The 25,248-nt window shown below is 42.4% G+C and carries 26 protein-coding genes and 5 tRNA genes; 12 read left to right on the forward strand and 19 right to left on the reverse strand.

What is annotated here, in order from left to right:
• Position 1: 1 nt before the first annotated feature.
• The 5 genes from FTV27_RS04155 to FTV27_RS04175 are packed head-to-tail and all read left to right on the forward strand — an operon-like array spanning position 2 to position 3,384.
• Entirely contained in the window at positions 2-367 is a 366-nt protein-coding gene (locus tag FTV27_RS04155; RefSeq protein ID WP_078189407.1) for a Na+/H+ antiporter subunit C, read from the forward strand.
• Complete coding sequence (locus FTV27_RS04160; protein WP_180066124.1) at positions 367-2,175, forward strand: monovalent cation/H+ antiporter subunit D; 1,809 nt, start codon at positions 367-369, stop codon at positions 2,173-2,175. Before FTV27_RS04155 ends, FTV27_RS04160 begins: the two co-directional genes overlap by 1 nt.
• Position 2,176: 1 nt before the next feature.
• Positions 2,177-2,698, forward strand: coding sequence for a Na+/H+ antiporter subunit E (locus FTV27_RS04165; protein WP_180077142.1), 522 nt, complete (start codon positions 2,177-2,179; stop codon positions 2,696-2,698).
• Positions 2,695-2,970 carry a monovalent cation/H+ antiporter subunit F gene (locus FTV27_RS04170; RefSeq protein WP_078189410.1) on the forward strand — a complete coding sequence of 92 codons (276 nt, stop codon included), beginning with the start codon at positions 2,695-2,697 and terminating at the stop codon, positions 2,968-2,970. Before FTV27_RS04165 ends, FTV27_RS04170 begins: the two co-directional genes overlap by 4 nt.
• A gap of 12 nt (positions 2,971-2,982) precedes the next feature.
• The gene (locus FTV27_RS04175) at positions 2,983-3,384 is read left to right on the forward strand and encodes a Na+/H+ antiporter subunit G (protein ID WP_168378199.1); all 402 of its coding nucleotides are present in this window, start codon (positions 2,983-2,985) and stop codon (positions 3,382-3,384) included.
• A gap of 18 nt (positions 3,385-3,402) precedes the next feature.
• Here FTV27_RS04175 and FTV27_RS04180 read toward each other — a convergent pair whose 3' ends face one another.
• The 14 genes from FTV27_RS04180 to tpiA form a co-directional block, all read right to left on the reverse strand.
• Positions 3,403-3,597, reverse strand: a complete 195-nt coding sequence (locus FTV27_RS04180; RefSeq protein WP_180005485.1) for a hypothetical protein — start codon at positions 3,595-3,597, stop codon at positions 3,403-3,405.
• A 35-nt stretch (positions 3,598-3,632) separates the two neighbouring features.
• Positions 3,633-4,694, reverse strand: coding sequence for an RNA-guided endonuclease TnpB family protein (locus tag FTV27_RS04185; RefSeq protein WP_180077144.1), 1,062 nt, complete (start codon positions 4,692-4,694; stop codon positions 3,633-3,635).
• A 74-nt stretch (positions 4,695-4,768) separates the two neighbouring features.
• Positions 4,769-5,389: a M48 family metallopeptidase gene (locus FTV27_RS04190; protein WP_180077146.1), complete on the reverse strand. Its 621-nt coding sequence runs from the start codon at positions 5,387-5,389 to the stop codon at positions 4,769-4,771.
• A gap of 213 nt (positions 5,390-5,602) precedes the next feature.
• Positions 5,603-6,010: a ribosome-binding factor A gene (locus FTV27_RS04195; RefSeq protein ID WP_078189413.1), complete on the reverse strand. Its 408-nt coding sequence runs from the start codon at positions 6,008-6,010 to the stop codon at positions 5,603-5,605.
• Entirely contained in the window at positions 6,010-8,703 is a 2,694-nt protein-coding gene (gene infB, locus FTV27_RS04200; protein WP_111884116.1) for a translation initiation factor IF-2, read from the reverse strand. The genes FTV27_RS04195 and infB overlap by 1 nt, the downstream gene beginning before the upstream one ends.
• A 10-nt stretch (positions 8,704-8,713) precedes the next feature.
• The gene (gene nusA, locus FTV27_RS04205) at positions 8,714-10,198 is read right to left on the reverse strand and encodes a transcription termination factor NusA (RefSeq protein WP_078192558.1); all 1,485 of its coding nucleotides are present in this window, start codon (positions 10,196-10,198) and stop codon (positions 8,714-8,716) included.
• A 35-nt stretch (positions 10,199-10,233) separates the two neighbouring features.
• The gene (gene rimP / locus FTV27_RS04210; RefSeq protein WP_078189416.1) at positions 10,234-10,758 is read right to left on the reverse strand and encodes a ribosome maturation factor RimP; all 525 of its coding nucleotides are present in this window, start codon (positions 10,756-10,758) and stop codon (positions 10,234-10,236) included.
• Between the two features lie 216 nt (positions 10,759-10,974).
• Positions 10,975-11,051, reverse strand: a tRNA-Met gene (locus tag FTV27_RS04215).
• 90 nt (positions 11,052-11,141) lie between these two features.
• A tRNA-Met gene (locus FTV27_RS04220) sits at positions 11,142-11,218 on the reverse strand.
• A gap of 58 nt (positions 11,219-11,276) precedes the next feature.
• Positions 11,277-11,353 (reverse strand) — tRNA-Met (locus tag FTV27_RS04225).
• Positions 11,354-11,426: 73 nt separating this feature from the next.
• Positions 11,427-11,503 (reverse strand) — tRNA-Met (locus FTV27_RS04230).
• Positions 11,504-11,551: 48 nt separating this feature from the next.
• Positions 11,552-11,636, reverse strand: a tRNA-Leu gene (locus tag FTV27_RS04235).
• A 52-nt stretch (positions 11,637-11,688) separates the two neighbouring features.
• Entirely contained in the window at positions 11,689-12,018 is a 330-nt protein-coding gene (secG, locus tag FTV27_RS04240) for a preprotein translocase subunit SecG (protein ID WP_078192560.1), read from the reverse strand.
• A gap of 13 nt (positions 12,019-12,031) precedes the next feature.
• Positions 12,032-12,823: a triose-phosphate isomerase gene (gene tpiA / locus FTV27_RS04245; protein WP_180077148.1), complete on the reverse strand. Its 792-nt coding sequence runs from the start codon at positions 12,821-12,823 to the stop codon at positions 12,032-12,034.
• A gap of 275 nt (positions 12,824-13,098) precedes the next feature.
• On the opposite strand from tpiA, the gene pilB reads away from it, so the two are divergent.
• The 4 genes from pilB to coaE are packed head-to-tail and all read left to right on the forward strand — an operon-like array spanning position 13,099 to position 17,539.
• Complete coding sequence (pilB, locus tag FTV27_RS04250; protein WP_180077150.1) at positions 13,099-14,808, forward strand: type IV-A pilus assembly ATPase PilB; 1,710 nt, start codon at positions 13,099-13,101, stop codon at positions 14,806-14,808.
• 32 nt (positions 14,809-14,840) lie between these two features.
• Positions 14,841-16,067: a type II secretion system F family protein gene (locus tag FTV27_RS04255; protein ID WP_180077152.1), complete on the forward strand. Its 1,227-nt coding sequence runs from the start codon at positions 14,841-14,843 to the stop codon at positions 16,065-16,067.
• On the forward strand, positions 16,067-16,927 hold the full coding sequence (locus tag FTV27_RS04260) for an A24 family peptidase (protein WP_180077154.1): 861 nt from the start codon (positions 16,067-16,069) through the stop codon (positions 16,925-16,927). The genes FTV27_RS04255 and FTV27_RS04260 overlap by 1 nt, the downstream gene beginning before the upstream one ends.
• A 9-nt stretch (positions 16,928-16,936) precedes the next feature.
• Positions 16,937-17,539: a dephospho-CoA kinase gene (coaE, locus tag FTV27_RS04265; RefSeq protein WP_180077156.1), complete on the forward strand. Its 603-nt coding sequence runs from the start codon at positions 16,937-16,939 to the stop codon at positions 17,537-17,539.
• Between the two features lie 14 nt (positions 17,540-17,553).
• Here the strand turns inward: coaE and FTV27_RS04270 are convergent, their stop codons facing one another.
• The 3 genes from FTV27_RS04270 to FTV27_RS04280 form a co-directional block, all read right to left on the reverse strand.
• Positions 17,554-18,474, reverse strand: coding sequence for a DMT family transporter (locus FTV27_RS04270; RefSeq protein WP_372491165.1), 921 nt, complete (start codon positions 18,472-18,474; stop codon positions 17,554-17,556).
• A gap of 8 nt (positions 18,475-18,482) precedes the next feature.
• Positions 18,483-19,241 carry a 23S rRNA (guanosine(2251)-2'-O)-methyltransferase RlmB gene (rlmB, locus tag FTV27_RS04275; protein ID WP_180024258.1) on the reverse strand — a complete coding sequence of 253 codons (759 nt, stop codon included), beginning with the start codon at positions 19,239-19,241 and terminating at the stop codon, positions 18,483-18,485.
• A 176-nt stretch (positions 19,242-19,417) separates the two neighbouring features.
• Complete coding sequence (locus FTV27_RS04280; RefSeq protein WP_067763086.1) at positions 19,418-19,741, reverse strand: pyrimidine/purine nucleoside phosphorylase; 324 nt, start codon at positions 19,739-19,741, stop codon at positions 19,418-19,420.
• Between the two features lie 599 nt (positions 19,742-20,340).
• Between FTV27_RS04280 and recN the strand changes: the two genes are divergently transcribed.
• Complete coding sequence (recN, locus tag FTV27_RS04285; protein WP_180077158.1) at positions 20,341-22,002, forward strand: DNA repair protein RecN; 1,662 nt, start codon at positions 20,341-20,343, stop codon at positions 22,000-22,002.
• 94 nt (positions 22,003-22,096) lie between these two features.
• On the opposite strand, the gene FTV27_RS04290 is transcribed toward recN, so the two are convergent.
• Entirely contained in the window at positions 22,097-22,822 is a 726-nt protein-coding gene (locus tag FTV27_RS04290) for a hypothetical protein (protein ID WP_180077159.1), read from the reverse strand.
• Between the two features lie 307 nt (positions 22,823-23,129).
• Here FTV27_RS04290 and FTV27_RS04295 point away from each other — a divergent pair, with 307 nt between their 5' ends.
• Positions 23,130-23,684 carry a YqgE/AlgH family protein gene (locus FTV27_RS04295; RefSeq protein ID WP_180022050.1) on the forward strand — a complete coding sequence of 185 codons (555 nt, stop codon included), beginning with the start codon at positions 23,130-23,132 and terminating at the stop codon, positions 23,682-23,684.
• Positions 23,677-24,120: a Holliday junction resolvase RuvX gene (gene ruvX / locus FTV27_RS04300; protein ID WP_111884874.1), complete on the forward strand. Its 444-nt coding sequence runs from the start codon at positions 23,677-23,679 to the stop codon at positions 24,118-24,120. The genes FTV27_RS04295 and ruvX overlap by 8 nt, the downstream gene beginning before the upstream one ends.
• A gap of 105 nt (positions 24,121-24,225) precedes the next feature.
• Here the strand turns inward: ruvX and FTV27_RS04305 are convergent, their stop codons facing one another.
• Complete coding sequence (locus FTV27_RS04305) at positions 24,226-25,230, reverse strand: HlyD family secretion protein (protein ID WP_180055458.1); 1,005 nt, start codon at positions 25,228-25,230, stop codon at positions 24,226-24,228.
• Between the last annotated feature and the right edge of the window lie 18 nt (positions 25,231-25,248).

The raw sequence follows: 25,248 nt of genomic DNA on the forward strand, positions 1-25,248 counted from the left end.
GATGATTAGTTTAGAATTTTTACTCGCTTCAGCCATTGGCTTACTGACTGCAACAGGGGTCTACCTGATTTTGCGGGCACGTACCTTTCCTGTCGTACTGGGTTTAGCCATGATTGGCTATGCCGTGAACTTATTTTTATTTGTCATGGGGCGTATTCATGTCAACGCACCTGCCGTGTTAACTGAAACCACCAAAGCGACCGATCCTTTACCACAAGCCTTGGTCCTGACCGCCATTGTGATTGGCTTTGCGACCACTGCCTTTATCGTACAATTGGCTCTGCGTAGCCGCTATGAAACTGGAACAGATCATGTGGACTCCAAAGAAGAAATACCGCAAATTGACCCGCGGGAGGATGAGCCATAATGCATGACTTCATCCAATTTTGGACTACGCATAGCCCGATTTTCAGTATTTTAATTCCTGCAATTACTGCATTTATTTTAGTCCTGCTGGGCAACCCCGGTTCTGGCTCGTTGGCGCATGACTGGCGACAACCTTGGCGTCGCGGAATCAGTTATGTCTCTGGTATCCTCGGACTGATCACATCCATCAGTTATTTGATGATTGCCAGCTCTGGTCAAGTTTTGGTTTATAACTTGAGTGAATGGGCCGCACCATTCGGCATCGTTTTAGTCTTAGATCGACTCTCTGCTTTCATGTTGGTGCTAACCTATGGACTTGCTGTGCCAGTGATGTGGTTTGCTAGCAAAGAATGGGACGAACGTGGTCGTTATTTCCATGCCATGTGCCATTTCTTACTGATGGGTTTGTGTGGTGCGTTCCTGACAGGCGATTTATTTAACCTGTTTGTGTTCTTTGAAATCCTGTTGATGGCATCATATGTTTTGCTCTTACATGGTCAAGGCAAAGCACGTTTTCAGCTTGGTATTCATTACGTCACCATTAACCTATTTGCCTCTGCCCTCTTCCTGATTGGACTCGGGATGATTTACGGCAGTGTAGGTAGCTTAAATATGGCTGATGTTGCACGACTTATGCCTTTGCTTGAAGCGGATCAACATCGTATTGCTGTGGCTGGTGCATTGTTACTGTTCACTGTCTTTGGCATCAAAGCTGCAATGCTGCCTGTAGGGTTCTGGTTACCAAAGACCTATGCTGTGGCAACCACGCCTGTCGCAGCCTTATTCACTATAATGACCAAGGTCGGCATCTATGCCATTCTCCGTGTCAATGGTACTGTGTTTGACGATGGGATTAGCCGTGAAATCTTACAACAGTGGTTGTTACCGATTGGCTTAGTAACCTCGCTCTATGGTGCCTATAGTGCTATCGGAACGGATCGCTTACGTCGTTTTGTCGGTTTTATGATTTTGTCTTCTATCGGGACAATATTGGTTGCGATTTCACTCTTTAATACTGATGCATGGGCTGCGGGGCTTTATTACCTGATTCACAGTACCATCATTGGTGCAGCTTTTTATATTCTCTCGGGTTGGATTACCTCACAACGTGGCGAATTTAAAGATCATTTTAAAATTGCGCCCCGTATGAAACAGCATAATACCGTTGCTGTTTGCTATTTCATCATTGCGTTGATGATGGCTGGTCTACCGCCATTTAGTGGATTTTTGGGTAAAGTATTTCTCTTGCAAGCAACGGCCAATTCACCTTACCAAATCATGATTATTTTGATCGTATTGTTGGTGAGTTTACTCAGTATTATCGCATTCACCCGAGTTGGTTTTGTGCTTTTCTGGCGTTCATCTCGCCCAGAAGATGATATTGATACTGAAGAATATCAGCGTTATCAGGCTTTGCCGAATAAGGCACCGCTTCGTAATGACAAAACCATTTATCTGCTGTTAACAGCGCTTGTGGGATATATGGTTTTTGCTGCGCCGATCTATGACTATACCTACAAAACTGCACAGCAAATTCAAGACAATCCATTATATGAATCATTGCTGCTAAAAAAGGATGAAAAAGGTCAAATCATCAGTGTTCAACCTTATGATCCTGAAAATTTACCTGAAACTAAATATGGTGGTGAATCAGCCGATCCAAATGCACACCTCATTCCTGCATTGATTGCACCTGAAACTCTACATGGCGAGCATATTTCTGAGTATAAGCAACGCCAAATTCAAGGACAGCAACAAGAAGAAAAACTACCTGAAGAGACCCAACTAAAACCGATGGAGGCACCTTAACATGGCGAAAACATCTGTATTAAATCGCTGGTTTCCGCATCCATTGGTATCAGTCATGGTTGGTCTGAGCTGGCTGATGTTAGCGCACAGTCTAGATGCGGCCACACTCTGCATGGCCTTGGTTTTAGCCATTGTTATTCCACGATTGGTTCGCCCTTTTATTGACCGAACGCCGAATATCAACTGGCTGGCAGCATGTAAATTATTCTTTGTGGTGCTGTGGGATATTATTGTCAGTAATATCCATGTTGCAAAATTAGTCCTTGGGCCAACACATAAACTGCACCCGAAATGGTTCCGTGTTCCTCTCGATACACAGCATGAGGAAGTCAATTCTTTACTTGCGATGATCATCACCACCACACCCGGTACAGTGTCTGCTGGGATTGACCAAGACCGTGGTGATATTTTGGTCCATGCGCTGAGCACGGATGACCCTGAAGCGGAAATTCAAACCATTAAAGAGCGCTATGAACGCCCTCTCATCCTCATTTTTGGCGCTGATACAGGAGAATCCACATGACAATTTTACCGTATGCGCTTGGCATCTGTTTAGTTGCGGTGACGATCTCGATGTTACTGTGCCTCATCCGCTTAGTGATGGGACCCTCAATCGTAGACCGACTACTTGCTTTAGATACCTTATTTTTAAATGCCACCTGTTTAATTGTCATTTTAGGTATTTATTGGGCAAGTACATCGATGTTTGAGGGGGCATTATTGGTTGCCATGCTTGGGTTTGTGTCTACAGCCGCTTTAGCACGATATTTCACCACTGGCCACGTCATCGACTAGGAGTACATTAATATGCAATTAGTCATGGAAATTTTGGTCTCGATTTTTTTGGTTATTGGCGCTTTTTTCATGTTGGTCGGCGGTATTGGCATGGTTCGCCTACCCGACTTATTTATGCGTCTGCACGCACCGACCAAATCGAGCACCTTAGGCTTAGGAAGTTTTCTAATAGCTGCAATTATTTATGCGGCATTTCAAGGCCGTTTTGGTTTTGCAGAGATCTTGATCACGCTCTTTGCCTTTATTACAGCACCGGTTTCTGCAAACCTTATGGCGCAAGCGGCATTACATTTACGACTGCGCTCGATGAGTGGTGATGCACCAGAAGCGCTCAATCGCCCTCTTCCTTGGCAACGAACTCGGCGCCGTGCCTTTCACTCTAAAGTCCATTCAAAACCGGAAGATCTGGATTAATTCCAGATCCAGTTTTGTTTATGTCTTCGAGCTAAAAAATTCTTTGATTCGCATCCACATTTTTTCAAATACGCTACTTTGAGCCATATATTGCAAACGCTTTTGGTTATATGGCGTCGTTTTTAAACCATATTTTTCAGCTAAATCAATCAGCATATTTGTTTCATAACTACTTTGAAAATGATCAGACCATTTAGGCTGATATTGACTCATCTCAAGATTCGCCAATTCTTGACATCCTCACCCCCTTAAAAGAGGGTGATTCCTACAGCTAGACGCTTATGCCCAAGCGCAAGAATGTTTAGAGCTGAGTTTATATCTCGATCATGAGCTGTACCACAGCTCATGCACTCCCATTCTCTTATTCCAAGATCTGTCCTACCTTTTGGACTACTTGAGGTGATCTCACCGCAGCACGAACAGATTTGGGTGGTATAGGCTTCTTGGACTTCTTCAAACAATACGCCTGCGTTATCGCATTTATACTTGAGCATTGTTTTTAGTGCAGAAAATCCTGTATCCAAAACAGATTTTGCCATTTTGGTTTTTACTAATTTTTTAGCACTCAAGTCACCTACAATAATCAATGCATTTTCATTCACAAGCTTGGTGCTTGCTTTATGCAAATGATCTTTTCGACTATTTGCAATCTTGGCGTGTAATGCACGAACACGCTTCTTATTCCTGGCTCTCTGAGCAATACCTAATTTCTGCTCATATTTTCGATAGAATTTTGGATTTGAAATTACTGTGCCATCAGAACAGGTGGCAATATCTTTTAAGCCTAGATCAATACCAATCGCTTTGGTTGCTGTCGATTTATCTTGCTTAGGCGATTCAACAACAAGACATACATACCAACGCCCACGGCTATCCTCTACAAATGAACCTGTTTTTAACGTGTATTTGCTTAAACCGTAGCTATCCCAAAGCTTAAATTGGTGTTTTCCATACTGGACATATCCATTGGCATATTTGACAGCCACCTTTTTAAAGGGAACCCATCCCAAAGAGCGCCTTGCTGATTTTTTATTGCTGACACGCCATTTCAGCTTTGCCTTTTTAAATTGCTTTCTTCGGGTGACTAATTCTTCAGTTACAGCCTGAATGGTTTGACTATGTAAATTACATTCTTTGGATGTGCCTTTCGTATATTTGGCAATATCAAAAGCAGAGAGAAATTCACCTTTCCGCTTCAAATGCCTAAACCCTAAATCATTGACATAATTCCAGACGAAGTTCACTTCTGATGCTAGTTGGTCTAACACCTTGCGATGTTTGTCTTTTATACGTAATTTAAGGGTTTTCATGTACTTATATTAACAATCAAAACTCAAGGAAAATAGTCCTTAGTTAAATCAAACGACACTTCATGTCGTGTCGCTTATATCTCTGACCTGAAGGACTGAGTTTTACGCTCCATTTGATAAAACAGCTGTGCCATCACGGCATTCTGTCTTGAAACAAAATTTTTCCGCTCATTAATCTGTAAACTGGCCTGCTCTCGTATAGCATCATATTCTGCTGTTGTGAGTTTTCGCTGATTCTTCCAGTGCGCATCAGGTACATAACCTGTTCCATAATGTACATTCAACAATGGAAATTCATGAAAATATTTTGCCGTCGCACGTTTTTCTTTGGCTGTTAAAATATTCAGATGAATCCATTCACTGCCAAGATGAATCGATGGATCACGCTTCATACCTTCAGCAATCCATTTTTTGGCTAGTGAAATATTGCCGATCAACTCATAAGCTGTGCCTAAATTCACTGCCGTCTTCGGTAAACCTGGATGCTCATTTTCAATTGCACGTAAAACCTTAATGGCTAAATCGTAACGGCCTGCGTAGATCTGATGTACGGCATAATCATTTTCTGCCTGATAGTCTATTGGGCTAGGATGCCTTGAGACAAAGTTCTTCAATTTTTCGTCATGATGTTCTTCGTGTTGATTTTCTTTTTCTGAATCAGATAGCCAAAATCTTCTACATAGGTATTTAAACATGCCCAACTTGGCATAGTGATAAGTAATATGCTGCTCAATAACATGATTTTTTTCATTATATTGTTTGTACAGACTGGACTATCCAATGTCATTTTCAACCTGAGCTTTATCATCTAGTTATAATTCTGTGTGTTATTGGGTATTTTTAACATGATCACCATTCAAACATAAAAAAGCCACCCGAAGGTGGCTTTTTTCATTCAGCGAACTGAATTATTCATCATCTTTTTTTGCTTCGTCAGTAGGAGGTAAGTCCTTGACCGCTTCCGCAATTAGACCAAACATATAGTTGCCATAAGCATTTGTTTTGTCGTAATGGAAACGCAAACGTGGCGTAATACGTGTTTTGATACGACGACTCAGTTCATGACGCAAGAAGCCAGATGCTTTATTCAAAACATCTAAAGTCTCTTTATTTGCGGCTTCACTTTGCTCATCGCCTAGCTCACGACCCATTACAGTCACATAAACTTCGGCATATCCTAAGTCTGGGCTCACCTTCACGGCAGAGATGGTCACGAGACCACCTAAGCGTGGATCTTTCAGCTCCTGACGGATCAGTTCTGACAACTCACGTTGTACTGTATCCGCCATACGCTTCAGACGTTGACTACCCGCCATTAAAGACTCCGTTTAATTAATTGAACATCATACACTTCAATCTTATCTTGTGCTTTGATGTCTTTATAGCCTTTCACCGCAAGACCACATTCCATACCGGCACGAACTTCTTCAACCACATCTTTGTAGCGACGAAGAGATTCAAGCTCACCTTGGAATACCACCACGTCATCACGTAATACGCGAATCGGTTTATTACGGTGTAATGTACCTTCAAGTACCATACAACCTGCAGCAGCACCGAATTTACTTGAGTGGAACACTTCACGTACTTCAGCCACACCCAGAATTGTTTCACGGTGTTCAGGCGCCAATTTACCGCTCATCGCATCTTTCACATCATCAATTAATTGATAGATGATCGAGTAGTAACGAATGTCGATACCATCAGCATCAGCTTTTTGACGTGCAGTATTATCAGCACGTACGTTAAAGCCGAGAAGAACCGCTTCTGATGATTCAGCAAGTGTTACGTCAGACTCAGTGATCGCACCAACACCGGAACCAATAATACGTACTTTCACTTCATCAGTTGCAAGTTCAGCAAGTGCAACGTGTAATGCTTCCAAAGTACCACGTACGTCTGTTTTCAATACCACGTTGACAATAGGCACATCTTTCTTGCCCATAGACGCCATGATATTTTCAAGACGCATCGCAGATTGGCGCTCAAGACGTTTTTGACGTTCACGATCCATACGCGCATCAGCAACTTCACGTGCTTTTTTCTCGTCATTTACAACAAGAACTTCATCACCTGCCATTGGCGCTTCTGGTAGACCCAAGATTTCCACAGGAATCGAAGGACCAGCAGATTTAATACGTTGACCATTTTCATCTGTCATTGCACGTACACGACCGTATGACGAACCTGCAAGAACAAGGTCACCCACTTTCAATGTACCGTTTTGAACAAGAATCGATGTTACCGCACCACGCCCTTTGTCTACACGTGCTTCAATTACAACACCTTGTGCCGCACCCTCTTCAGATGCTTTCAGCTCTAGAAGTTCGGCTTGAATTGAGATCAAGTCAAGAAGTTCGTCGATACCTGCACCGCTGTGCGCAGAAACCATTGCCACTGGAACGTCACCGCCCCATTGCTCAGGTACGATTTCTTTCGTCGTCAACTCATTCAATACTCGATCTGGATCAGCAGACTCTTTATCCATTTTGTTGATAGCAACAATAATTGGCGTACCTGCTGCACGTGCATGGTCAATCGCTTCCGCAGTTTGTGGCATAACACCATCATCTGCTGCAACAACCAACACTACGATATCTGTAGATTTCGCACCACGTGAACGCATTGCAGTAAATGCTGCGTGTCCCGGTGTATCTAAGAAAGTAATAATACCTTTTTCAGTTTTCACATGGTAAGCACCAATATGCTGTGTGATACCACCTGCTTCACCTGCAGCCACTTTAGAGCGACGAATACGGTCAAGAAGTGATGTTTTACCATGGTCAACGTGACCCATAATTGTCACAACTGGCGGACGAGTGGTTTGGACACCACGCGCTTCTTCAGCTGCTTCAAGTAAGTTGTCTTCTGCTTGTGTATCCGAAACAAGTACTGGATTGTGACCCATTTCTTCAACAACAAGTGCTGCAATTTCTTGATCAATCGCTTGGTTTTGAGTAACCAATTCGCCCATTTTCATGAGTGATTTGATAACTTCGCGAACTTTAACCGCCATTTTCGCAGCCAAGTCAGCAACAACAATTGTTTCACCAATTTCAACATCATAAACTTGTTTTTTAACTGGTTTTTCAAAGCCATGCTTGTTCGCTTGACTTGTTTTTAAACCACGTTTATGTGAGTTATCACGGAAAGATTGCTCTTCGCCACGACGACCACCTTTTTTAGGTGAACGTGAATTGTTGGTATTGGTACCACGTTTAATTTCACGGTCTTCTTTCGCAAATGAATCTTCATATGCCTGACCTACAAGGCCGGCAGCAAGCGGAGAATCATCTACAACACGAATGGTCGCAGTAGTGTCTTCGTTAGAATACTTAGACGCCATTTGACGCATTTGCTCAAGCGTACGTTGTTGCGCTTCTTCAGCGGCTTTACGACGCGCCGCTTCTTCTACAGCTTTCAATTGTGCTGCTTGAGCTTCACGTGCTTTTTTCTGTTCTAGAGTTTCAACAGGTTTTGTAATTGGCTTGTTGTTTGACTTACGTTTTACAACAACCGCAGCTTTCGGTGTTTCTTGCTTCGCATGTTCTTGCTTCGCAGCAGCACGCATTGCTTCTAAAGCTTGTTTCGCTTTAGATACTGGTTGTTGCTTCGGTTCTTCAGCTTTCGCTTCAACCTTAGGTTCCTGTTTACGTGCTTGTTGGTCAGCTTGTGCTTTCGCTAATGCTTCAGCTTTAATTTGCTCAGGATCCGGTTTAACAAATGTATGTTTCTTACGAACTTCTACATTAATCGTTTTTGCCTTGCCCGATGTACTCGCCACTTTAGCAGTACTGGTAGTTTTACGTTTCAACGTGATTTGTCCTGCATTGCCCGCATCCTGACCATGAACTTTTTTCAAATGGTTAACGAGGGCATTTTGTTGTTCAGTGGAGATAATATCGTCAGGTTTAGTTTGTGGTAAACCCGCATCACGAACCTGTTCCAGCAGCTTCTCAACTGGACGACCCACGCTGAGAGCTAACTCCTTAATCGACTTGTCCGTCATATATTACCTCCTAGTTAAACCATGATTCGCGCGCTTTCATAATAAGTTGACCTGCTTTTTCAGCACCTAAACCTTCGATATCAGAGATATCGTCAGTGGCTTGATCTGCAAGATCATCTACAGTTACCACACCGCGAGCGGCAAGCGCATATGCGATTTCTTTAGTCACGCCTTCCATTGCAGCAAGCTCTTCGCTTGGCTCTTGGATGTTTTCTTGTTGCTTCAATGCATCAGCCAATGCAATTTCTTTTGCACGACCTTGTAGCATTTCAACAGTTTCAGCATCAAGTTCGATCTCATCGAATGTTTCCGCAGGAACATACGCGATTTCTTCTAATGATGTGAAACCCATTTCAACTAACGCCATCGCTAAGTCTTCATCAATATCTAGACGTGTAACAAACATATCTAAATATTGTTGCGCTTCGTTTTGTTGGCGTGCGTGATATTCTTCTTCAAGCATCATATTGAGCTTGTAACCAGTCAATTCAGATGCTAAGCGTACGTTTTGACCTTGAGAGCCAATTGCACGTGCTAACTGATCACTCGTTGCAAAAATAATATCTGCAGTACGTTCTTCTTCATCAATCACGATACCTGATACATCAGCAGGCTCTAGAGCACTTGCAATGTACTGTGCCGCATCATCAGACCAAACGACTACATCAATACGCTCACCATTTAACTCTGATTGAACTGCTTGGATACGTGTACCACGCATACCAATACATGCACCTACAGGATCAATACGGTGATCGTTTGTTTTCACAGCGATTTTAGCACGAACGCCAGGTTGGCGTGCAGCAGCCTTAATCTCAATGATTTCTTCAGCAATTTCAGGAATTTCTTTCTTCATCAATGCAATAAGCATTTCTGGTTTAGAACGAGAAAGTAATAACTGAGCACCACGACCTTCACGGTTTACGTTAAACAAAATCGCGTTTACACGTTGTTTAGGACGTAGAATTTCTTTAGCGATCATTTCTTCACGCGCAAGATATGCTTCTGCATTGTCACCTAAATCAATGATAAAGCCATCTTTGGTTTGTTTTTTCACTTCACCGTAGATGAGTTCACCAACTTTAGATTCGTAAGCATCTGCAATTAGCGCACGCTCTGCTTCACGAATTTTTTGAACAATCACTTGTTTCGCAATTTGTGCCGCAATACGACCGAAATCAATCGATTCAACTTCAAGTTCACGGATATCCCCAATTGCCCATTTTGCAGGATCTACATCAGAGATCGCATCTTGGCATGCTGGCATTTCGTGATCTTCGTCGGCAACCACTTCCCATTGACGGAAAGTACGGTAATCACCAGTACGACGGTCGATTTCTACACGTAGACGAGCTTCTTCCGAGTGAGTTCCCTCGTAGAATTTCTTCTTAGTCGCTGCAACTAAAGCTTGTTCAAGCGCTTCAAAAATTGCATCACGACTTACACCTTTTTCGTTACTAACCGTTTCTACTACGGTAAGAATTTCACGAGCCATAAGTCACCTATTCGTTCAGATTCTTATTTATTAAATTAATCTTGGAAAACCAGATTTGCTTTATCAATATTGTGGCTGTCAATATCCAACACTTGTTGCTTTTCAACTTCAACCTGAATCATTTCGCTTTCAAGGTCTACGCTTACAAGTTTGGCTTGGAATTTACGACGATTATCCACAGCACTGATCAAACGCAAAGCGACTTGCTGACCAATGTATGCCGTCATTTGTTCCAATTTAAAGAACTGACGATCCCAACCTGGAGATGACACTTCCAATGCATATTCGCCTGAAATTGGATCATGTACATCCAACATCGCACCCACTTGCTGAGTAACACGAACACAGTCCTGCACGCCGATACCACGGCCTTGCTCAACTTCGCCATCTTCATTGATGACAGGTTCTGCATTTTCATCAACTTCACGGTCGATATAAATACGTAACAGTGAACGCTTACCTTGAGGTTGGAAATCAATCCCCCAAAGTTCTACATCACATGCTTGCACCGCTGGGGCAATTAAGTCCTGAAGTGCTTGAGTTTTATTTGATAGCTTCATTTACTCTCGTCAAATTTGTGCGATTCGATGGTCAAAATGACCACTACAGACCAATGCAAAACTATAGTAGTAGTGAAACATGACGGTTTGACCAAAATACTGTCGACACTACACGATAGCCAATAAAAAAGGGCGTAAATCGCCCCATTATTACACAGAAAACCATAGTCCACTGTGCAAAAAGGCCCACCTAGTTGTGAGCCTCTTTTAGAAACTTGGTAGCGGGAGCTGGATTTGAACCAACGACCTTCGGGTTATGAGCCCGACGAGCTACCAGACTGCTCCATCCCGCATCAACATGCAAAAATTATATACAATTTCTTGGTCATTTTCAATCTAAAACAACCTGAAGAATTGCCCTACTGAGTTGCATCTCAGAGGATTGGTAGCGGGAGCTGGATTTGAACCAACGACCTTCGGGTTATGAGCCCGACGAGCTACCAGACTGCTCCATCCCGCATCAACATCACAATGACTTTCAGATAAACTGCTTATATAGCTTGTGCACTATATAAGATTGGTAGCGGGGGCTGGATTTGAACCAACGACCTTCGGGTTATGAGCCCGACGAGCTACCAGACTGCTCCACCCCGCATCAATATGCAAATAGTTCTCTCAGCTTTAAAAGCTGTCCATTTAAAAGTTTGCATCTTAAAAATAGAATTGATTGGTAGCGGGAGCTGGATTTGAACCAACGACCTTCGGGTTATGAGCCCGACGAGCTACCAGACTGCTCCATCCCGCATCAACAGAGTTTTGCTGCATACACCAACTTATGTTCTGGATTATAAGTTGGTGCGGAAGGGGGGACTTGAACCCCCACGCCCGAAAGCACTACCACCTCAAGGTAGCGTGTCTACCAATTCCACCACCACCGCAGCTGTGACGCATTCTAGTCGCAACACGTCAAAAAAGAAAGCGCTAAATAAATTATTCAGCGCTTTTTGGTGCAGTTGGCGAAGTTTCAGCCGATTTTGCAGGCGCAGTCGGTACTGAAGAAATCGCATTCAGACTATAAGCATCTGTCGTTTGTTTCTTTGCAAACACAGCAAGTGTCAAGCTCGTAACGAAGAACAAAGCCGTTAAAATCGCAGTCAAACGGGTCATAAAGTTACCCGAACCCGATGCACCAAATACAGTTGCAGCACCGCCGCCACCAAAAGATGCACCCGCATCTGCGCCTTTACCATGCTGAACTAAAATCAGCACGATCATTAAAATCGCTAAGATAATATGTACCACCAGCACAAACGTATGCATGCTGAACTCCTAATTATTTTGTATTTGCAAATGCTTGAGCAATTTTATAAAACGACTCTGCATTTAATGATGCACCACCGACCAGCGCACCATTGATATCCGGACAGGCTGCCAACTCTACTGCATTTTCAGGTTTTACACTACCACCATAAAGAATCGCCGTATGAAGTCCCATTGGGGTGATTTGGCTTAAACCTTCACGAATTTTAGCGTGCATCGCTTGCGCATCTTCAGGTGACGCCGTTTTACCTGTGCCAATAGCCCAAATTGGCTCATAAGCCACCACAATTTGTTTCCACTGCTCTGCTTGTACGACAGCAGCAATATCACATATTTGTTGTAACACAATCTGTTCTGCTTGGCCGCTTTCACGTTGTTCCAAGCTTTCACCCACACAATAAATCACAGTCAAACCTGCGTTTAATGCATTATTTACTTTTTCATTAATGATATGCGGTTGATCAGCAAAAATTTCACGGCGTTCTGAATGACCAATCAGTACAAACTCAACACCATAATCTTTTAATAGCTCTGCACTGAGCTCACCCGTATATGCGCCTGTACCTGCGAAGCGAGAAACGTCTTGTGCAACGGTCATAATATTACGGCTTGCTTGTGCTAATTCATTTTGCACCGTGGTCAGAGCAATAGCTGTTGGTGCAACCCCAATATGACATGCCGCTTCAGCAATATTTTGTTCATCTAATAATTGCTTAAAATTCTTAAGAAGTGCGCCAGCATCGGCTTGCAATGGGTTCATTTTCCAGTTACCCACTACCCAAGGCGTAATCGTCGAACCCGACATATTTATCCCACATGACAAAGATGAAATCGGGCACATTCTACACGTAATTCATAATTTTGAAGATAAATTTCAACACATTTGCATCTTCGAAGCACACCAGTCATTCCAAGATCTTCACTTTTCTGTAAAAAAATTAAGCAGATTTAAGGACTGGTTCATGCTTTTTACCAATTCTTAGCTAGTGACAACACTTTAAGATATGGTATTTTTGTGCAACAAAAGTATAATTTTGCTATACCAATTATAAACAGACTGAAGCATAGGCAAGTAAAAGCATGACAGCAGTTCAAGGTTCTTCAAGATTTACGGGGTTTATTCGTCGCTTAGTTGACGAAGGGCATCTGTCTGCCGAAAAAATGCAAGCAGCGCTGCAAAATTCAAAAAAGGCTCATCAAGATATCGTGCCGCATTTGATTCAGGAATATCACCTTTCAGCACGCCTGATCGCAGAAACCATCTCGATAGAGTTCGGTGAACCGGTTTTTGATATTTCAACTTATGATACGTCTTTAATTATACGTGATGAATTTGAAGATAAACTCATTACCAAGCATCGTATTTTGCCTATTTTTAAACATGGCAATTTATTATTCGTTGCGATCAGTAATCCCACCAATATTGAAGCAGTGGATGCCATTCGATTTGGTAGTAAGCTAAATACCGAAACAATTATTGTTGAACATGACAAACTTGAAAAGTTAATTGAGCAGAACTTCGCTGAAGAAAGTACTTTTGACTTTGATGATAACTTTGATCTTGATTTAGATAATGAAACACCCGATCCATCTCAAGAAGATGAGGATGAGGCAACGGGTGATGAAGCTCCGATTGTTAAATATATCAATAAGCTGCTAGTCGACGCAATTCGTATGGGTGCATCTGACTTACATTTCGAACCCTATGAAAAGTCTTATCGCGTCCGCTACCGTGTCGATGGCGTGTTAAGAACAATTACAAATCCGCCCTTGCAGCTCGCTACACGACTCGCTTCACGTTTAAAAGTCATGTCACAAATGGACATCTCGGAAAAACGTATTCCACAAGATGGTCGTATCAAGTTAAAGCTGTCAAAGAACAAAGCCATCGACTTCCGTGTGAACTCTTTACCGACCTTGTTTGGTGAAAAACTTGTTCTACGTATCCTTGACCCATCTAGTGCGATGCTAGGGATTGATGCGTTGGGTTATGAACCGGATCAAAAAGAACTGTTCATGCAGGCTTTAGAAAAACCACAAGGCATGCTGCTCATTACCGGTCCAACGGGTTCTGGTAAAACCGTATCTTTATATACAGGTTTAAACATTCTCAACCGTGAAGATACCAACATTTCAACGGCCGAGGATCCTGTGGAAATTAACTTAGAAGGGATCAATCAGGTCAACGTAAATAATAAAGTCGGCCTCACCTTCTCTGCAGCCTTAAAATCATTCTTACGTCAAGACCCTGATATTGTGATGGTCGGTGAGATTCGAGATTTAGAAACGGCTGAAATTGCCATTAAAGCAGCTCAAACGGGTCACATGGTGATGTCTACACTGCATACCAATAGTGCACCTGAAACACTGACACGCTTACGCAATATGGGCGTGCCTTCATTTAACATCGCGACATCCGTGAACCTTGTCATTGCGCAGCGACTTGCACGTCGCCTATGTTCACAATGTAAAGAAATAGTAGACGTACCAAAACAAAGCCTATTGGAGCTTGGTTTTACCGAAGATGATTTAAATACACCAGAATTCCAAATATACCAGCCTGTGGGTTGTGCCGAATGCCGTGAAGGCTATAAAGGTCGTGTGGGTATTTACGAAGTCATGAAAGTGACACCTGAAATTTCAAGAATTATTATGGAAGACGGCAATGCCTTACAAATTGCCGAAGCTTCAAATCAAGCAGGTTTCAACAATTTACGCCGTTCAGGCTTAATTAAGGTCATGCAGGGGGTGACTTCACTTCAAGAAGTCAATCGTGTGACCAGTGAGTAAGTGAATTAGTATTTAAAAATAAGGATAAATTCATGGCTGTAAAAAAAGCGCAGATGATGCCAACCTTCAGTTATGAAGGCGTGGATCGCAAAGGGGCGAAAATCAAAGGGGAAATGCCTTCGCGTAATATGGCTTTAGCCAAAGTTACTTTACGTAAGCAAGGCATCACCATTAAAACCATTCGAGAAAAACGTAAAAATATTCTCGAAGGCTTGATGAAAAAGAAAGTATCCACTTTGGATATCACTGTATTCACGCGCCAACTTGCAACCATGATGAAAGCCGGTGTACCGCTCGTTCAGGGGTTCGAAATCGTGGCGGAAGGCCTAGAAAACCCAGCCATGCGTGAAGTGGTCCTGGGGATCAAAGGTGAAGTTGAAGGCGGTAATACCTTTGCCGGTGCACTCCGTAAATATCCGCAGTATTTCGATAACCTATTTTGCTCATTAGTTGAATCAGGTGAACAATCGGGTGCACTTGAAACCATGTTAGACCGTGTTGCAATTTACAAAGAAAAAAGTGAATTGCTTAAGCAAAAAATCAAAAAAGCCATGAAATACCCAGCTGCGGTAATTGTTGTCGCTGTTATTGTGACGATCATTTTGATGGTGAAAGTAGTTCCCGTATTCCAAGACTTGTTTTCATCGTTTGGTGCAGACCTACCTGCCTTTACCAAAATGGTAGTTAACATGTCGGAATGGATGCAAAAATATTGGTTCTTCCTCATCATTGGAATTGGCGCTTTGATTGCCGGTTTCATGGAAGCAAAAAAACGTAGCAAAGCTTTCAGAGACTTCTTAGACAAAGCTGCACTCAAAGCACCGATTTTTGGTGATTTGGTTTATAAAGCAATTATTGCCCGCTATAGCCGTACCTTGGCAACCACATTCGCCGCGGGCGTACCCTTAATCGATGCGCTCGAATCAACTGCAGGTGCAACCAACAACGTGGTCTATGAAACAGCGGTCATGAAAATTCGTGAAGATGTGGCGACTGGTCAACAACTGCAATTTGCTATGCGTGTCACCGATAAATTCCCATCTATGGCGATTCAAATGGTGGCTATTGGTGAAGAATCCGGTGCCTTGGATGCTATGCTAGATAAAGTGGCAACGCATTATGAAAATGAAGTGGATAATGCCGTAGATGGCTTAACCTCGATGATGGAACCCTTAATTATGGCGGTACTAGGTGTCCTCGTTGGTGGTCTTGTGATTGCAATGTATCTTCCAATCTTCCAAATGGGTTCTGTGGTTTAATGCAAGAATTAATAACATATTTAATTAATACCCCAATTGCGATGTATATCGCAGTTGGGATTTTTAGTCTTTGCATCGGTAGTTTTTTGAATGTGGTAATTTACCGCACACCAAAGATGATGGAACAAGAATGGCGTACGGATTGCCAACTGTTTTTACATCCGGATCAACCGATTATTGACGAAACAAAGATCACACTGAGCACACCTGCTTCAACCTGCCCAAAATGCAAAACGTCCATTCGTTGGTATCAAAACATTCCGGTTATCAGTTGGATCGTTTTACGCGGAAGATGTGGAAGTTGCCAAAATCCAATCAGTAGCCGTTATCCACTGATCGAATTACTCACCATGATCTGTGCGCTGATTGTTGTTGCAGTTTTTGGTCCAACTATCCAAATGCTGTTTGGTCTAGTGCTGACTTATGTATTGATTGCCTTAACATTTATTGACTTTGACACCCAACTTTTACCTGACCGTTATACCCTTCCTTTGGCTGCACTCGGGCTTGGCGTGAATAGCTATGCCATTTATACCTCTGCAACCTCAGCCATTTGGGGATATATCATCGGGTTCTTATGCCTATGGATTGTTTACTATTTATTTAAAATCATCACTGGCAAAGAAGGCATGGGCTATGGTGACTTTAAACTTTTAGCTGCGTTGGGTGCATGGATGGGCCCTTTCCTGCTCCCACTGATTGTATTACTCTCTTCACTGGTAGGTGCAATCATTGGCATTATTTTGCTCAAAGTTCGTAAAGAAAACCAACCTTTTGCATTTGGTCCCTATATTGCCATCGCTGGATGGATCGCCTTTTTATGGGGTGATCAAATTATGAAAATTTATTTGGGTCAGTAAGGTCGTTTTATGACATTTGTCTTGGGTTTAACAGGTGGTATCGGTAGCGGAAAATCTGCTGCAAGCAATTGGTTTGAACTCCAAGGCATTCAAGTCGTCGATGCTGATATCGTTGCTCGCGAGGTTGTCGAACCGGGGCAACCCGCACTGAATCAAATTCAGCAACAATTTGGTGATTGGGTTTTACTTGCAAATGGTGAGTTAAATCGACGCGCTTTACGTGAACATATCTTTAAAGATCCTACAGCACGTCAAGCACTTGAAGCCATTACCCATCCTGCAATACGTCAGTCCATTATCCAACAGTTAAATGAAGCCACCAGCCCCTATGTCATCTTGGTTTCGCCGCTGTTATTTGAAACCAATCAACATGAATTAACCAATCACACCTTGCTTATTGATGCCACGGAACAATTGCAAATTCAGCGTGCATCACAGCGCGATGGTCAAAATATCGAGCAAATCCAAAAAATCATTCAAGTGCAAATGTCGCGTCAGGAAAAGCAAAAAATCGCCGATGATATCGTGCTGAATGATGGTCATTTAGATCATCTTTATGCACAGCTTCGGCCGTTGCATCTCAAGTACTTAGCGTACGCTGAAAAAAGCTAAATAAAAAAGCAGTCTTACTCAGACTGCTTTTTTTGTTGTTCGAGTTGCTGCTCTAGACTGTCCTTTCGTCCCAACCATTTCCACGGTTGAATCGCTCCAATCCCCATCCCGACCAATCCACACACAATTGCAAAACTTAAGGGTTCATTCAGCAGCGGTACCGCTAAAATTGCAGCAATAAAAGGTGCCAAAGTTACGATACTTCCGGCTTTAAATGCACCCAAGCGCTTGATCGCCTCTACATACGTTAAAGTCGCAATAATCACCACAAAAATACCGTGAAAGATAACTTGTCCAATGAGTTGCAATGGCTCTGGGTCAGACCAATGTTTAGGGAAAAATAGTAGATAAATAGGCACGAATACCACGGCAGACCAAACCGCAACCCCCGCCATGGCATGCCAAGCAGAGAGCCTCCATTGCTTAAGCAATACCGTAAATATCCCCCACCAAATGGCACTGATAAAAAATAGCAAATCACCTAAACCAAATGCCACACCAGTCTCGACGTACATTAAATAGCTCATTAAGCTAATGGCAGAGACCATAATCACCACACTGATCCACGTATGCTTATCGATCGGCTGTTTGAAGATCAGAAACGCGGCTATGGCTGTACATAAGGGAATACAACCATTGAGAAAAATTGCAGCATGGGCCGCAGGAGCATAATGAAACGCACTATAGGCCGTTAAGCAATAGGTCACCCCGCCGAGCATGGCAAGGATAAAAGGCTCTTTCTTCCATAAAAAAGCCGTATCTTTTTTATAAATCAAAATTGGCATTAATATACAAAATGCCAAAGCAAACCGAAGTGCGGTAATGTCCCAAGCACTGATTCCCCAATTGGCGCTTAAACGTGCTGTTAAGGTGAATCCGCCCCAAATACACATGGTAATGAAGACATATAAATAACCTTGCTTTTGGGGAGACATCATCACTTCTATTTCAATTCATTATTACGTTGACGACATGCTTCATACAATGCCATACCGGTTGCGACACTGACATTTAAGCTTTGCAAGTTACCAGCCATTGGAATGAAAACAGTTTGATCACATTGCGCCTGCGTAATAGGACGCAAACCTGTATCTTCAGCGCCCATCACCACACATACACCCGTACCAGTGAAGTCAAATTTTTGAATCGGCAACGCTTTTTCATCTAGCATGGTGCCGACCACACGCACGTTAAAATCTTCTTTGATTTGAGCCAATGTACGTGCCAAGTTGGTCACCTGAATAAACTTCACTTTTTCAGCACCACCAGCAGCAACTTTACGGGCTGTTGGGGTAAGTGTCGCTGAACGATCACGCGGTGCAATCACGGCTTCAACGCCCATAGCTGCCGCTGTACGGATACATGCACCAAGGTTATGTGGGTCTGTAATATGATCTAAAGCCAATAGCAACGCATTGGGATTGGCTTGTAATAAAGCCTCTAAATCTTTTTCGTTTAAGACTGGATGGGGGCGTACAGCCGCGACCACACCTTGATGGAACGGTTGTCCCGCAAGTTTTTCCAAACTATCACGGCTAGCTTTTTGAATGCTGACACCAAACGGTTCTGCCAACTCAAAAATACGTTTTAAACGCTGATCATCACGTCCTTTTAACGCAAATAAAGTTAATACGCGTTCTGGCTCAAGTTCCAGTAATGACTCCACTGAATGAACGCCATAATAATATTCCGGTTTCGCCATGAACGACCTCTAATTTGCAAACTTCGATAAACTTTTAAACAGGGTATGATCACCCAGCGCACAGCTTAGGTTATCAAAAAGAAAAATCCTGCAAAGCAAGCTTTACAGGATTTATGCTATGACACATAGTTTAACCGATTTGAGATTAAAAAACTGTGCCTAAATTTATTGAATCATTAGCCTTCTAAGTGGCACACATAATCCAAGACTTCATCTGTTTCAATTTTAAAACGGCTATTACCTGGCACGTAGAATGATTGACCCGCACGGAATAGTTCGCTTTCTTCGCTATCAGCAATTTGAACACGACATTCACCTGAAATAATTTCCATACGTTCAGGTACATGGGTTTCAAAAGTCAGTGCTTGTTCAGTTGGAAGCAACACACCCAGTGTTTTCTTGGTTCCATCTTCAAATTGCACAGTGTGGCTGATACATAGACCGCCAAAATAAACATTTGATTTTTTGATGACTGATACATGATCAAACTGTGCTGACATGCGTTTTCTCCAGATAAAGCATATTTATAATATTTTGATTGAAGTAGTTTAATTGTGCTGCAAAAACTAATCAATCAGTGTTGAAAACTTTGAGATAGATAATTACAAAAATCTGAGAAGTGGATGTGTCCCAATACCATCCCACTATCTTGACATTGAGAATCTAAAACAAACTGTACTTTTGTACAAAATACTTTTTTTATTTCATCCACTAAAGTCCTAGTTAGGGTCTATTGAAACGCTGCAAAATCATTTCACAGATATACATGGATAATGAATTATATGGACGGATTTAAGAGACCAAATCATGACGTTTTAAGGCAATAACACTTTAGATTAGATACAAGAATACATACACAAACGTGTTTTGTGAGAACTTAGCAAAATGTTGGATGATTTAAGCTCACGTTATGCAAGATCATTTACTCTTTGCATCACTACACTGCGTGCTTACGGCAGATACGAAACTAATTTCTTATTAAACTGAAATTTAGGATAGAATTATGAGGTTTTTCGTCATCTTAAAATAAAACTTATCTTGTGACCAAAACAAAACTTAATTATCTTTAACTAGAACTTTTCGCAGCTCGGATGCGTTTATGCTGACACATTTAACTCTGATCAATTTTGCATTAGCCGACCATTTAGCCATCGACATTGAACAAGGCTTTAACGTCCTGACGGGTGAAACAGGTGCTGGTAAATCTTTGCTGCTAGACGCACTATCAGCTTGCTTAGGTGAACGTACAGACACCAACTATGTGCGCTATGGATCAGACAAAGCCGATGTGACAGCGACCTTTAGCTACCAAGAGCACAGTCCTGAAGCACTGTGGCTCAAAGAACATGAGCTGGATGATGAGTCTGGAGAAATCCATTTACGTCGCGTGATTTTTGCAACAGGTCGTAGCAAAGCATGGATTAATGGACGTCCGAGCAGCTTATCTGAGTTAAAAGAAATTGGCCGCTTATTGGTACAACTCTATAGCCAACACAGCCAACAACAACTCTTAGAACCGCCCTATCCAAAACATTGGCTAGATCGCTATTACAATTTTTATCAGCCTGCTCAAGCCGTGCGTGATGCCTATAGCAAGTGGCAAAAGGACATTCGACAGCACCAAGCAGCACTCGACGCCCAAGCCACACGTAAGCAACGGATAGAAACACTTGAACTTCAATTAGAAGAACTTGAAGACCTTGTGCAAACGGACTACAAGGAAATCGAGCAAGAATTTGACCGTCTCAGTCATCATGAACATATCATGCAGGATTGTAGCTATGGTCTAAATGCCCTCGATGATGCCGAGCAAAATATCAATCAAGAAATGGGCGCGATCATTCGTCGAATTGAATCGCATGCAGGACGTAGTGAACAACTTTCTGAAATTTATACGTCGCTACTGAACGCTCAAAGTGAAATTGAAGATGCCACCGCAAATTTACGTCAGTTTATTGATCGTCAAAGTTTTGATCCTGAACGTATGGACGAATTAAATACCAAACTGGAAGTTTTTCATCGCTTAGCGCGTAAATATCGTACTCAGCCTGAAGATTTAAAACAAGAATACGAAGCGTGGCAACTTGAGTTAGAGCAACTGCATCAGCTGGAAGATCCTGAAACGTTGGCAGAACAAGTGGAAGTGTCTCATCAAGACTTTTTAACCAAAGCACAGCATTTGGATGATATTCGTCGTGAAGCATCTACCCCATTGGCGAAGCAGTTGACTGAACAAGTGAAGCAGCTCGCGCTCCCAGAGGCTCATTTTGAATTTAAATTTGAGCCTCTAGAACAAGCTTCAAGTGAAGGTTTAAGCTTTATTCAGCTGTTATTCACAGCCAACAAAGGGATTCCTGCTCAGCCTCTAGCACGCGTGGCATCGGGGGGTGAATTGTCACGTATTGCCTTAGTCATGCAAGTGATGAATGCTGAAAAAACTGAATCGGAAGTCTTGGTCTTTGATGAAATTGATGTTGGGATCAGTGGGGGTACAGCGGAAATTGTGGGGCGTTTATTGGCAGACCTTGCGCAACATGTGCAAATTCTATGTATCACGCATCAAGCGCAAGTTGCAGCACAATCCGATCAGCACTTGTTGGTAAAAAAACGTCAAACCGACCCTGCTAGCAGCACGATTATCGAGCTCGAAGAAGATGATCGAATTCAAGAGCTTGCTCGCATGACGGGTGGTGTTGAAATTAGCGATACCACATTACAACATGCCAAACATTTACGCCAATTAAAGTTTCAGCACAGCTAAATCACCGTAAATGTCTTAAATAAAAAAGCCTTAGTTCACTTTGACTAAGGCTTTTTTTATCACTTGTGATACAACCTCTATTTAATTACGACTTCTATTTAATAATTCCTTGATAGACAAAGCCTTTTGAGCCCAAGCTATAACGTAAGTACTTCTGTTGTGGCTGATAGTTTTCATTTAATAACATCACATCCACATGTTTAGGACCAACTTTTAAATAGTTTTGACTGGAGCTTCTGTCTTTATCGTAGTGGCAATCATAATCGACTGAAATTTCATGCAGGTTTTTTTGCTTAGTTTGAAATACATAAGATTTAAGTAACTGTTTTGGTCCAACTTCAACAGCTCTTAGATGATGTAGTCCACTGCAATTATCACCTTTATAATAACTCTTCACCAAATATACGGTTTTATTTTGGATGTTGACCGGCAAAATTTGATTGATATAGCCTGAGTCAAATTGATCTAAATGTTGCGTTTTTCCCGTTGCATATTGCACATAGCTGCTCCACTCCCCCATGGTGCCTCCGCCAGACACATCAAAACTATAAAATTTTAGTTTTTTATCCGGAGAATATTGCACATGAACAAAACCTTGCTTTTCGAGTTGCGTAAATCCGTAGTGAAAACTGCTCGGATCTGCCGCGATGACATCCACAATTTCACGTTCTATCGCTTCATTGACCTCATAAAAATTTAAGTTTTTATATTTTTTAATTACTTGCGATTCATGTTTTTGTAAGTCAGCACTTCCTGCAAAGCCCGAAATAGGCAGGCTTGCACAGAGTGCCACCCCTATTATTTTTGAAAAATGTGTCATTGTTTTACCCTCAGTTTATCCTACTATTTTAAGCAATCTCGGTCATCCATCACGTATAGCTTCTCCTCACTTTTGTACTGCTGTTGTTCAAATCACCAATCATCGCTTCACAATTCACCACATTGCAGACCCGCCTGTACGATGAAGATTTTTAGCATGTCCCTCACTGGTCGAGCATGACAAATATTGAATTTGCAGAAAAACTCATTGTTGAAAACTTGTGAGTCTAGTATGTTGATAAATACAACGTTATTCGAATGCAATTCCCCCAAGAATGAAACTTACCCCAATAAGGAGAAGCCATTAGGTGACTAAACAATACCTCACACACCGCTGCCTGATTGCTCCACCCGAAATGAACGATGAATTCTTTGCCAATACGGTGATTTATTTAGCGCGACATGATGAAGATGGCGCTCAAGGCATCATTATTAATCGTCCTTCGGGCTTGCAGATCAAAGAACTATTGAATGATTTAGAAATTGAGGCAGATAATGTGCATCCTCATGAAGTGTTGCAAGGTGGTCCTTTGCGCCCAGAGGCAGGTTTTGTTCTTCATACCGGTCAACCGACATGGCATTCGTCTATTGCTGTAGGTGAAAATGTCTGCATTACCACGTCTAAAGATATTTTAGATGCGATTGCACACAATGAAGGTGTGGGTCGTTATCAGGTGGCTCTAGGCTATGCCAGTTGGGGTAAAAGCCAATTAGAAGAAGAAATTGCTCGGGGTGATTGGCTCATTTGTGACTCAGACATGGATTTAATATTTAACTTACCTTATGACGACCGCTGGGACGCTGCCTATAAAAAAATGGGCGTAGACCGCACGTGGTTATCATCTGAGATTGGACATGCCTGATTTACCACAATATCAAATGATTATGGCCTTTGACTTTGGCACACAAAAAACAGGAATAGCTGTGGGACAAGCCTTGATTGAAAGTGCAAATCCCCTGCCACTCTTTCCCATGAAAGATGGCATTCCCAATTGGGATAATCTACTCAAGATTGTGAAACAGTATCAGCCGGATTTGTTCATCGTGGGTCTACCGCTCAATATGGATGATAGCGAATCTGAACTCTCCACACGTGCGCGTAAATTTGCACGACGCCTTCGCCACCAAACCAATATTGAAACTTTGATGGTCGATGAACGATTAACGACACGTGAAGCGCGTGATGAATTAGATCATTATCAAGCCCAAGGCCGTGCGAAGAATCTTTCTGCCGACAGCCTTGCTGCAGCATTGTTTATTGAAAGTTGGTATCGAAATCCAGTTGGACTGAAACCTTAAGCGCTTTCAACAAACAGGCAAATAAAAAAGCATCCAAAAGAGGATGCTTTTTTATGCGCAAGATTGATCACTCAATGCTGCGCAAATGAAATGATTGGGGATAACTTAGTTTTTATCCACAATATGAATCGTGGTGGTTCGACCCGCGACAAAAGCCAACTGATCATGCGGCACTTCATCCAGTACAATTTTCACTGGTACACGCTGTGCCAAACGGACCCAACTAAAGGTTGGATTGACATTGGCAAGTAAGCCATCAGTCGATGTACGTTCACGGTCTTCAATCCCCGTAGCAACGCCTTGTACATGGCCTTTATAAACTTCAGAACTTCCCATCAGTTGGATTGTTGCAGGTGCGCCAACATAGATTTTATCCAGTTTGGTTTCTTCAAAATATCCCACAACATACAATTGTTGACGGTCAATTAAGGCCGCTACGGCTTGGCCGACTTTGACGTAATTCCCTGCTTTGAGCTCAAAGTTAGACAAAGTTCCATCAGTCGGTGCAACTACTTCCGAACGTTTTAAATTCAACTCAGCCAAATGCAAACTGCTATTCGCTGCTTCAATCAGGGCTTTTTGCTGCACCACACTGGCTTTGGCTTGTTCAATCGCTGCCTGAGTTTGCTCATGCTCTGCATGTGATTGATCACGCACTGCAAACATTTGATCTTGTTCTTGCTTTGAAATCGCACCGTCCATCAAACTTGCATAACGATTTGCATTTTTATCTGCAAGATTAATATTGGCTTGCGACTTCACTAGATTGGCTTTGGCTTCAGCAAGCTGCGCTTCAGCCCCTGCGAGTCCTGCTTTGGCTTTCGCCAAGTCAGATTTGGCTTGCTCAACATCCAAGGCTTGACGTGCCACATCTATACGAAACAGCACTTGGCCTTTTTTCACTTGTTGGTTGTCTTGAACCAAAACGTCTGTGACCAAACCTGAAACATCCGATGACACTTGAATCACGTCACCACGTACCCGTCCATCACGCGTCCATGGTTCCGAATTGTAATAGTCCCAAATATGTTTCAGCGCAATTAATGCGCCGCATAGCACGATTATCAACAATACAGGCCGAACATATTTTCGGACATTCAAATTGGTCATACGATTACCTCAATCATT

It is taken from the genome of Acinetobacter sp. YH12251 (assembly GCF_013417465.1).
Classification (GTDB): domain Bacteria; phylum Pseudomonadota; class Gammaproteobacteria; order Pseudomonadales; family Moraxellaceae; genus Acinetobacter; species Acinetobacter amyesii.

Bases quoted from the DNA above. Each gene is read 5' to 3' on its own strand.
- FTV27_RS04155 (WP_078189407.1), top strand. From the start codon at position 2: ATGATTAGTTTAGAATTTTTACTCGCTTCAGCCATTGGCTTACTGACT.
- FTV27_RS04160 (WP_180066124.1), top strand. From the start codon at position 367: ATGCATGACTTCATCCAATTTTGGACTACGCATAGCCCGATTTTCAGT.
- FTV27_RS04165 (WP_180077142.1), top strand. From the start codon at position 2,177: ATGGCGAAAACATCTGTATTAAATCGCTGGTTTCCGCATCCATTGGTA.
- FTV27_RS04170 (WP_078189410.1), top strand. From the start codon at position 2,695: ATGACAATTTTACCGTATGCGCTTGGCATCTGTTTAGTTGCGGTGACG.
- FTV27_RS04175 (WP_168378199.1), top strand. From the start codon at position 2,983: ATGCAATTAGTCATGGAAATTTTGGTCTCGATTTTTTTGGTTATTGGC.
- FTV27_RS04180 (WP_180005485.1), bottom strand. From the start codon at position 3,597: ATGAGTCAATATCAGCCTAAATGGTCTGATCATTTTCAAAGTAGTTAT.
- FTV27_RS04185 (WP_180077144.1), bottom strand. From the start codon at position 4,694: ATGAAAACCCTTAAATTACGTATAAAAGACAAACATCGCAAGGTGTTA.
- FTV27_RS04190 (WP_180077146.1), bottom strand. From the start codon at position 5,389: ATGTTTAAATACCTATGTAGAAGATTTTGGCTATCTGATTCAGAAAAA.
- FTV27_RS04195 (WP_078189413.1), bottom strand. From the start codon at position 6,010: ATGGCGGGTAGTCAACGTCTGAAGCGTATGGCGGATACAGTACAACGT.
- infB (WP_111884116.1), bottom strand. From the start codon at position 8,703: ATGACGGACAAGTCGATTAAGGAGTTAGCTCTCAGCGTGGGTCGTCCA.
- nusA (WP_078192558.1), bottom strand. From the start codon at position 10,198: ATGGCTCGTGAAATTCTTACCGTAGTAGAAACGGTTAGTAACGAAAAA.
- rimP (WP_078189416.1), bottom strand. From the start codon at position 10,758: ATGAAGCTATCAAATAAAACTCAAGCACTTCAGGACTTAATTGCCCCA.
- secG (WP_078192560.1), bottom strand. From the start codon at position 12,018: ATGCATACGTTTGTGCTGGTGGTACATATTATCTTAGCGATTTTAATG.
- tpiA (WP_180077148.1), bottom strand. From the start codon at position 12,823: ATGTCGGGTTCGACGATTACGCCTTGGGTAGTGGGTAACTGGAAAATG.
- pilB (WP_180077150.1), top strand. From the start codon at position 13,099: ATGACAGCAGTTCAAGGTTCTTCAAGATTTACGGGGTTTATTCGTCGC.
- FTV27_RS04255 (WP_180077152.1), top strand. From the start codon at position 14,841: ATGGCTGTAAAAAAAGCGCAGATGATGCCAACCTTCAGTTATGAAGGC.
- FTV27_RS04260 (WP_180077154.1), top strand. From the start codon at position 16,067: ATGCAAGAATTAATAACATATTTAATTAATACCCCAATTGCGATGTAT.
- coaE (WP_180077156.1), top strand. From the start codon at position 16,937: ATGACATTTGTCTTGGGTTTAACAGGTGGTATCGGTAGCGGAAAATCT.
- FTV27_RS04270 (WP_372491165.1), bottom strand. From the start codon at position 18,474: ATGTCTCCCCAAAAGCAAGGTTATTTATATGTCTTCATTACCATGTGT.
- rlmB (WP_180024258.1), bottom strand. From the start codon at position 19,241: ATGGCGAAACCGGAATATTATTATGGCGTTCATTCAGTGGAGTCATTA.
- FTV27_RS04280 (WP_067763086.1), bottom strand. From the start codon at position 19,741: ATGTCAGCACAGTTTGATCATGTATCAGTCATCAAAAAATCAAATGTT.
- recN (WP_180077158.1), top strand. From the start codon at position 20,341: ATGCTGACACATTTAACTCTGATCAATTTTGCATTAGCCGACCATTTA.
- FTV27_RS04290 (WP_180077159.1), bottom strand. From the start codon at position 22,822: ATGACACATTTTTCAAAAATAATAGGGGTGGCACTCTGTGCAAGCCTG.
- ruvX (WP_111884874.1), top strand. From the start codon at position 23,677: ATGCCTGATTTACCACAATATCAAATGATTATGGCCTTTGACTTTGGC.
- FTV27_RS04305 (WP_180055458.1), bottom strand. From the start codon at position 25,230: ATGACCAATTTGAATGTCCGAAAATATGTTCGGCCTGTATTGTTGATA.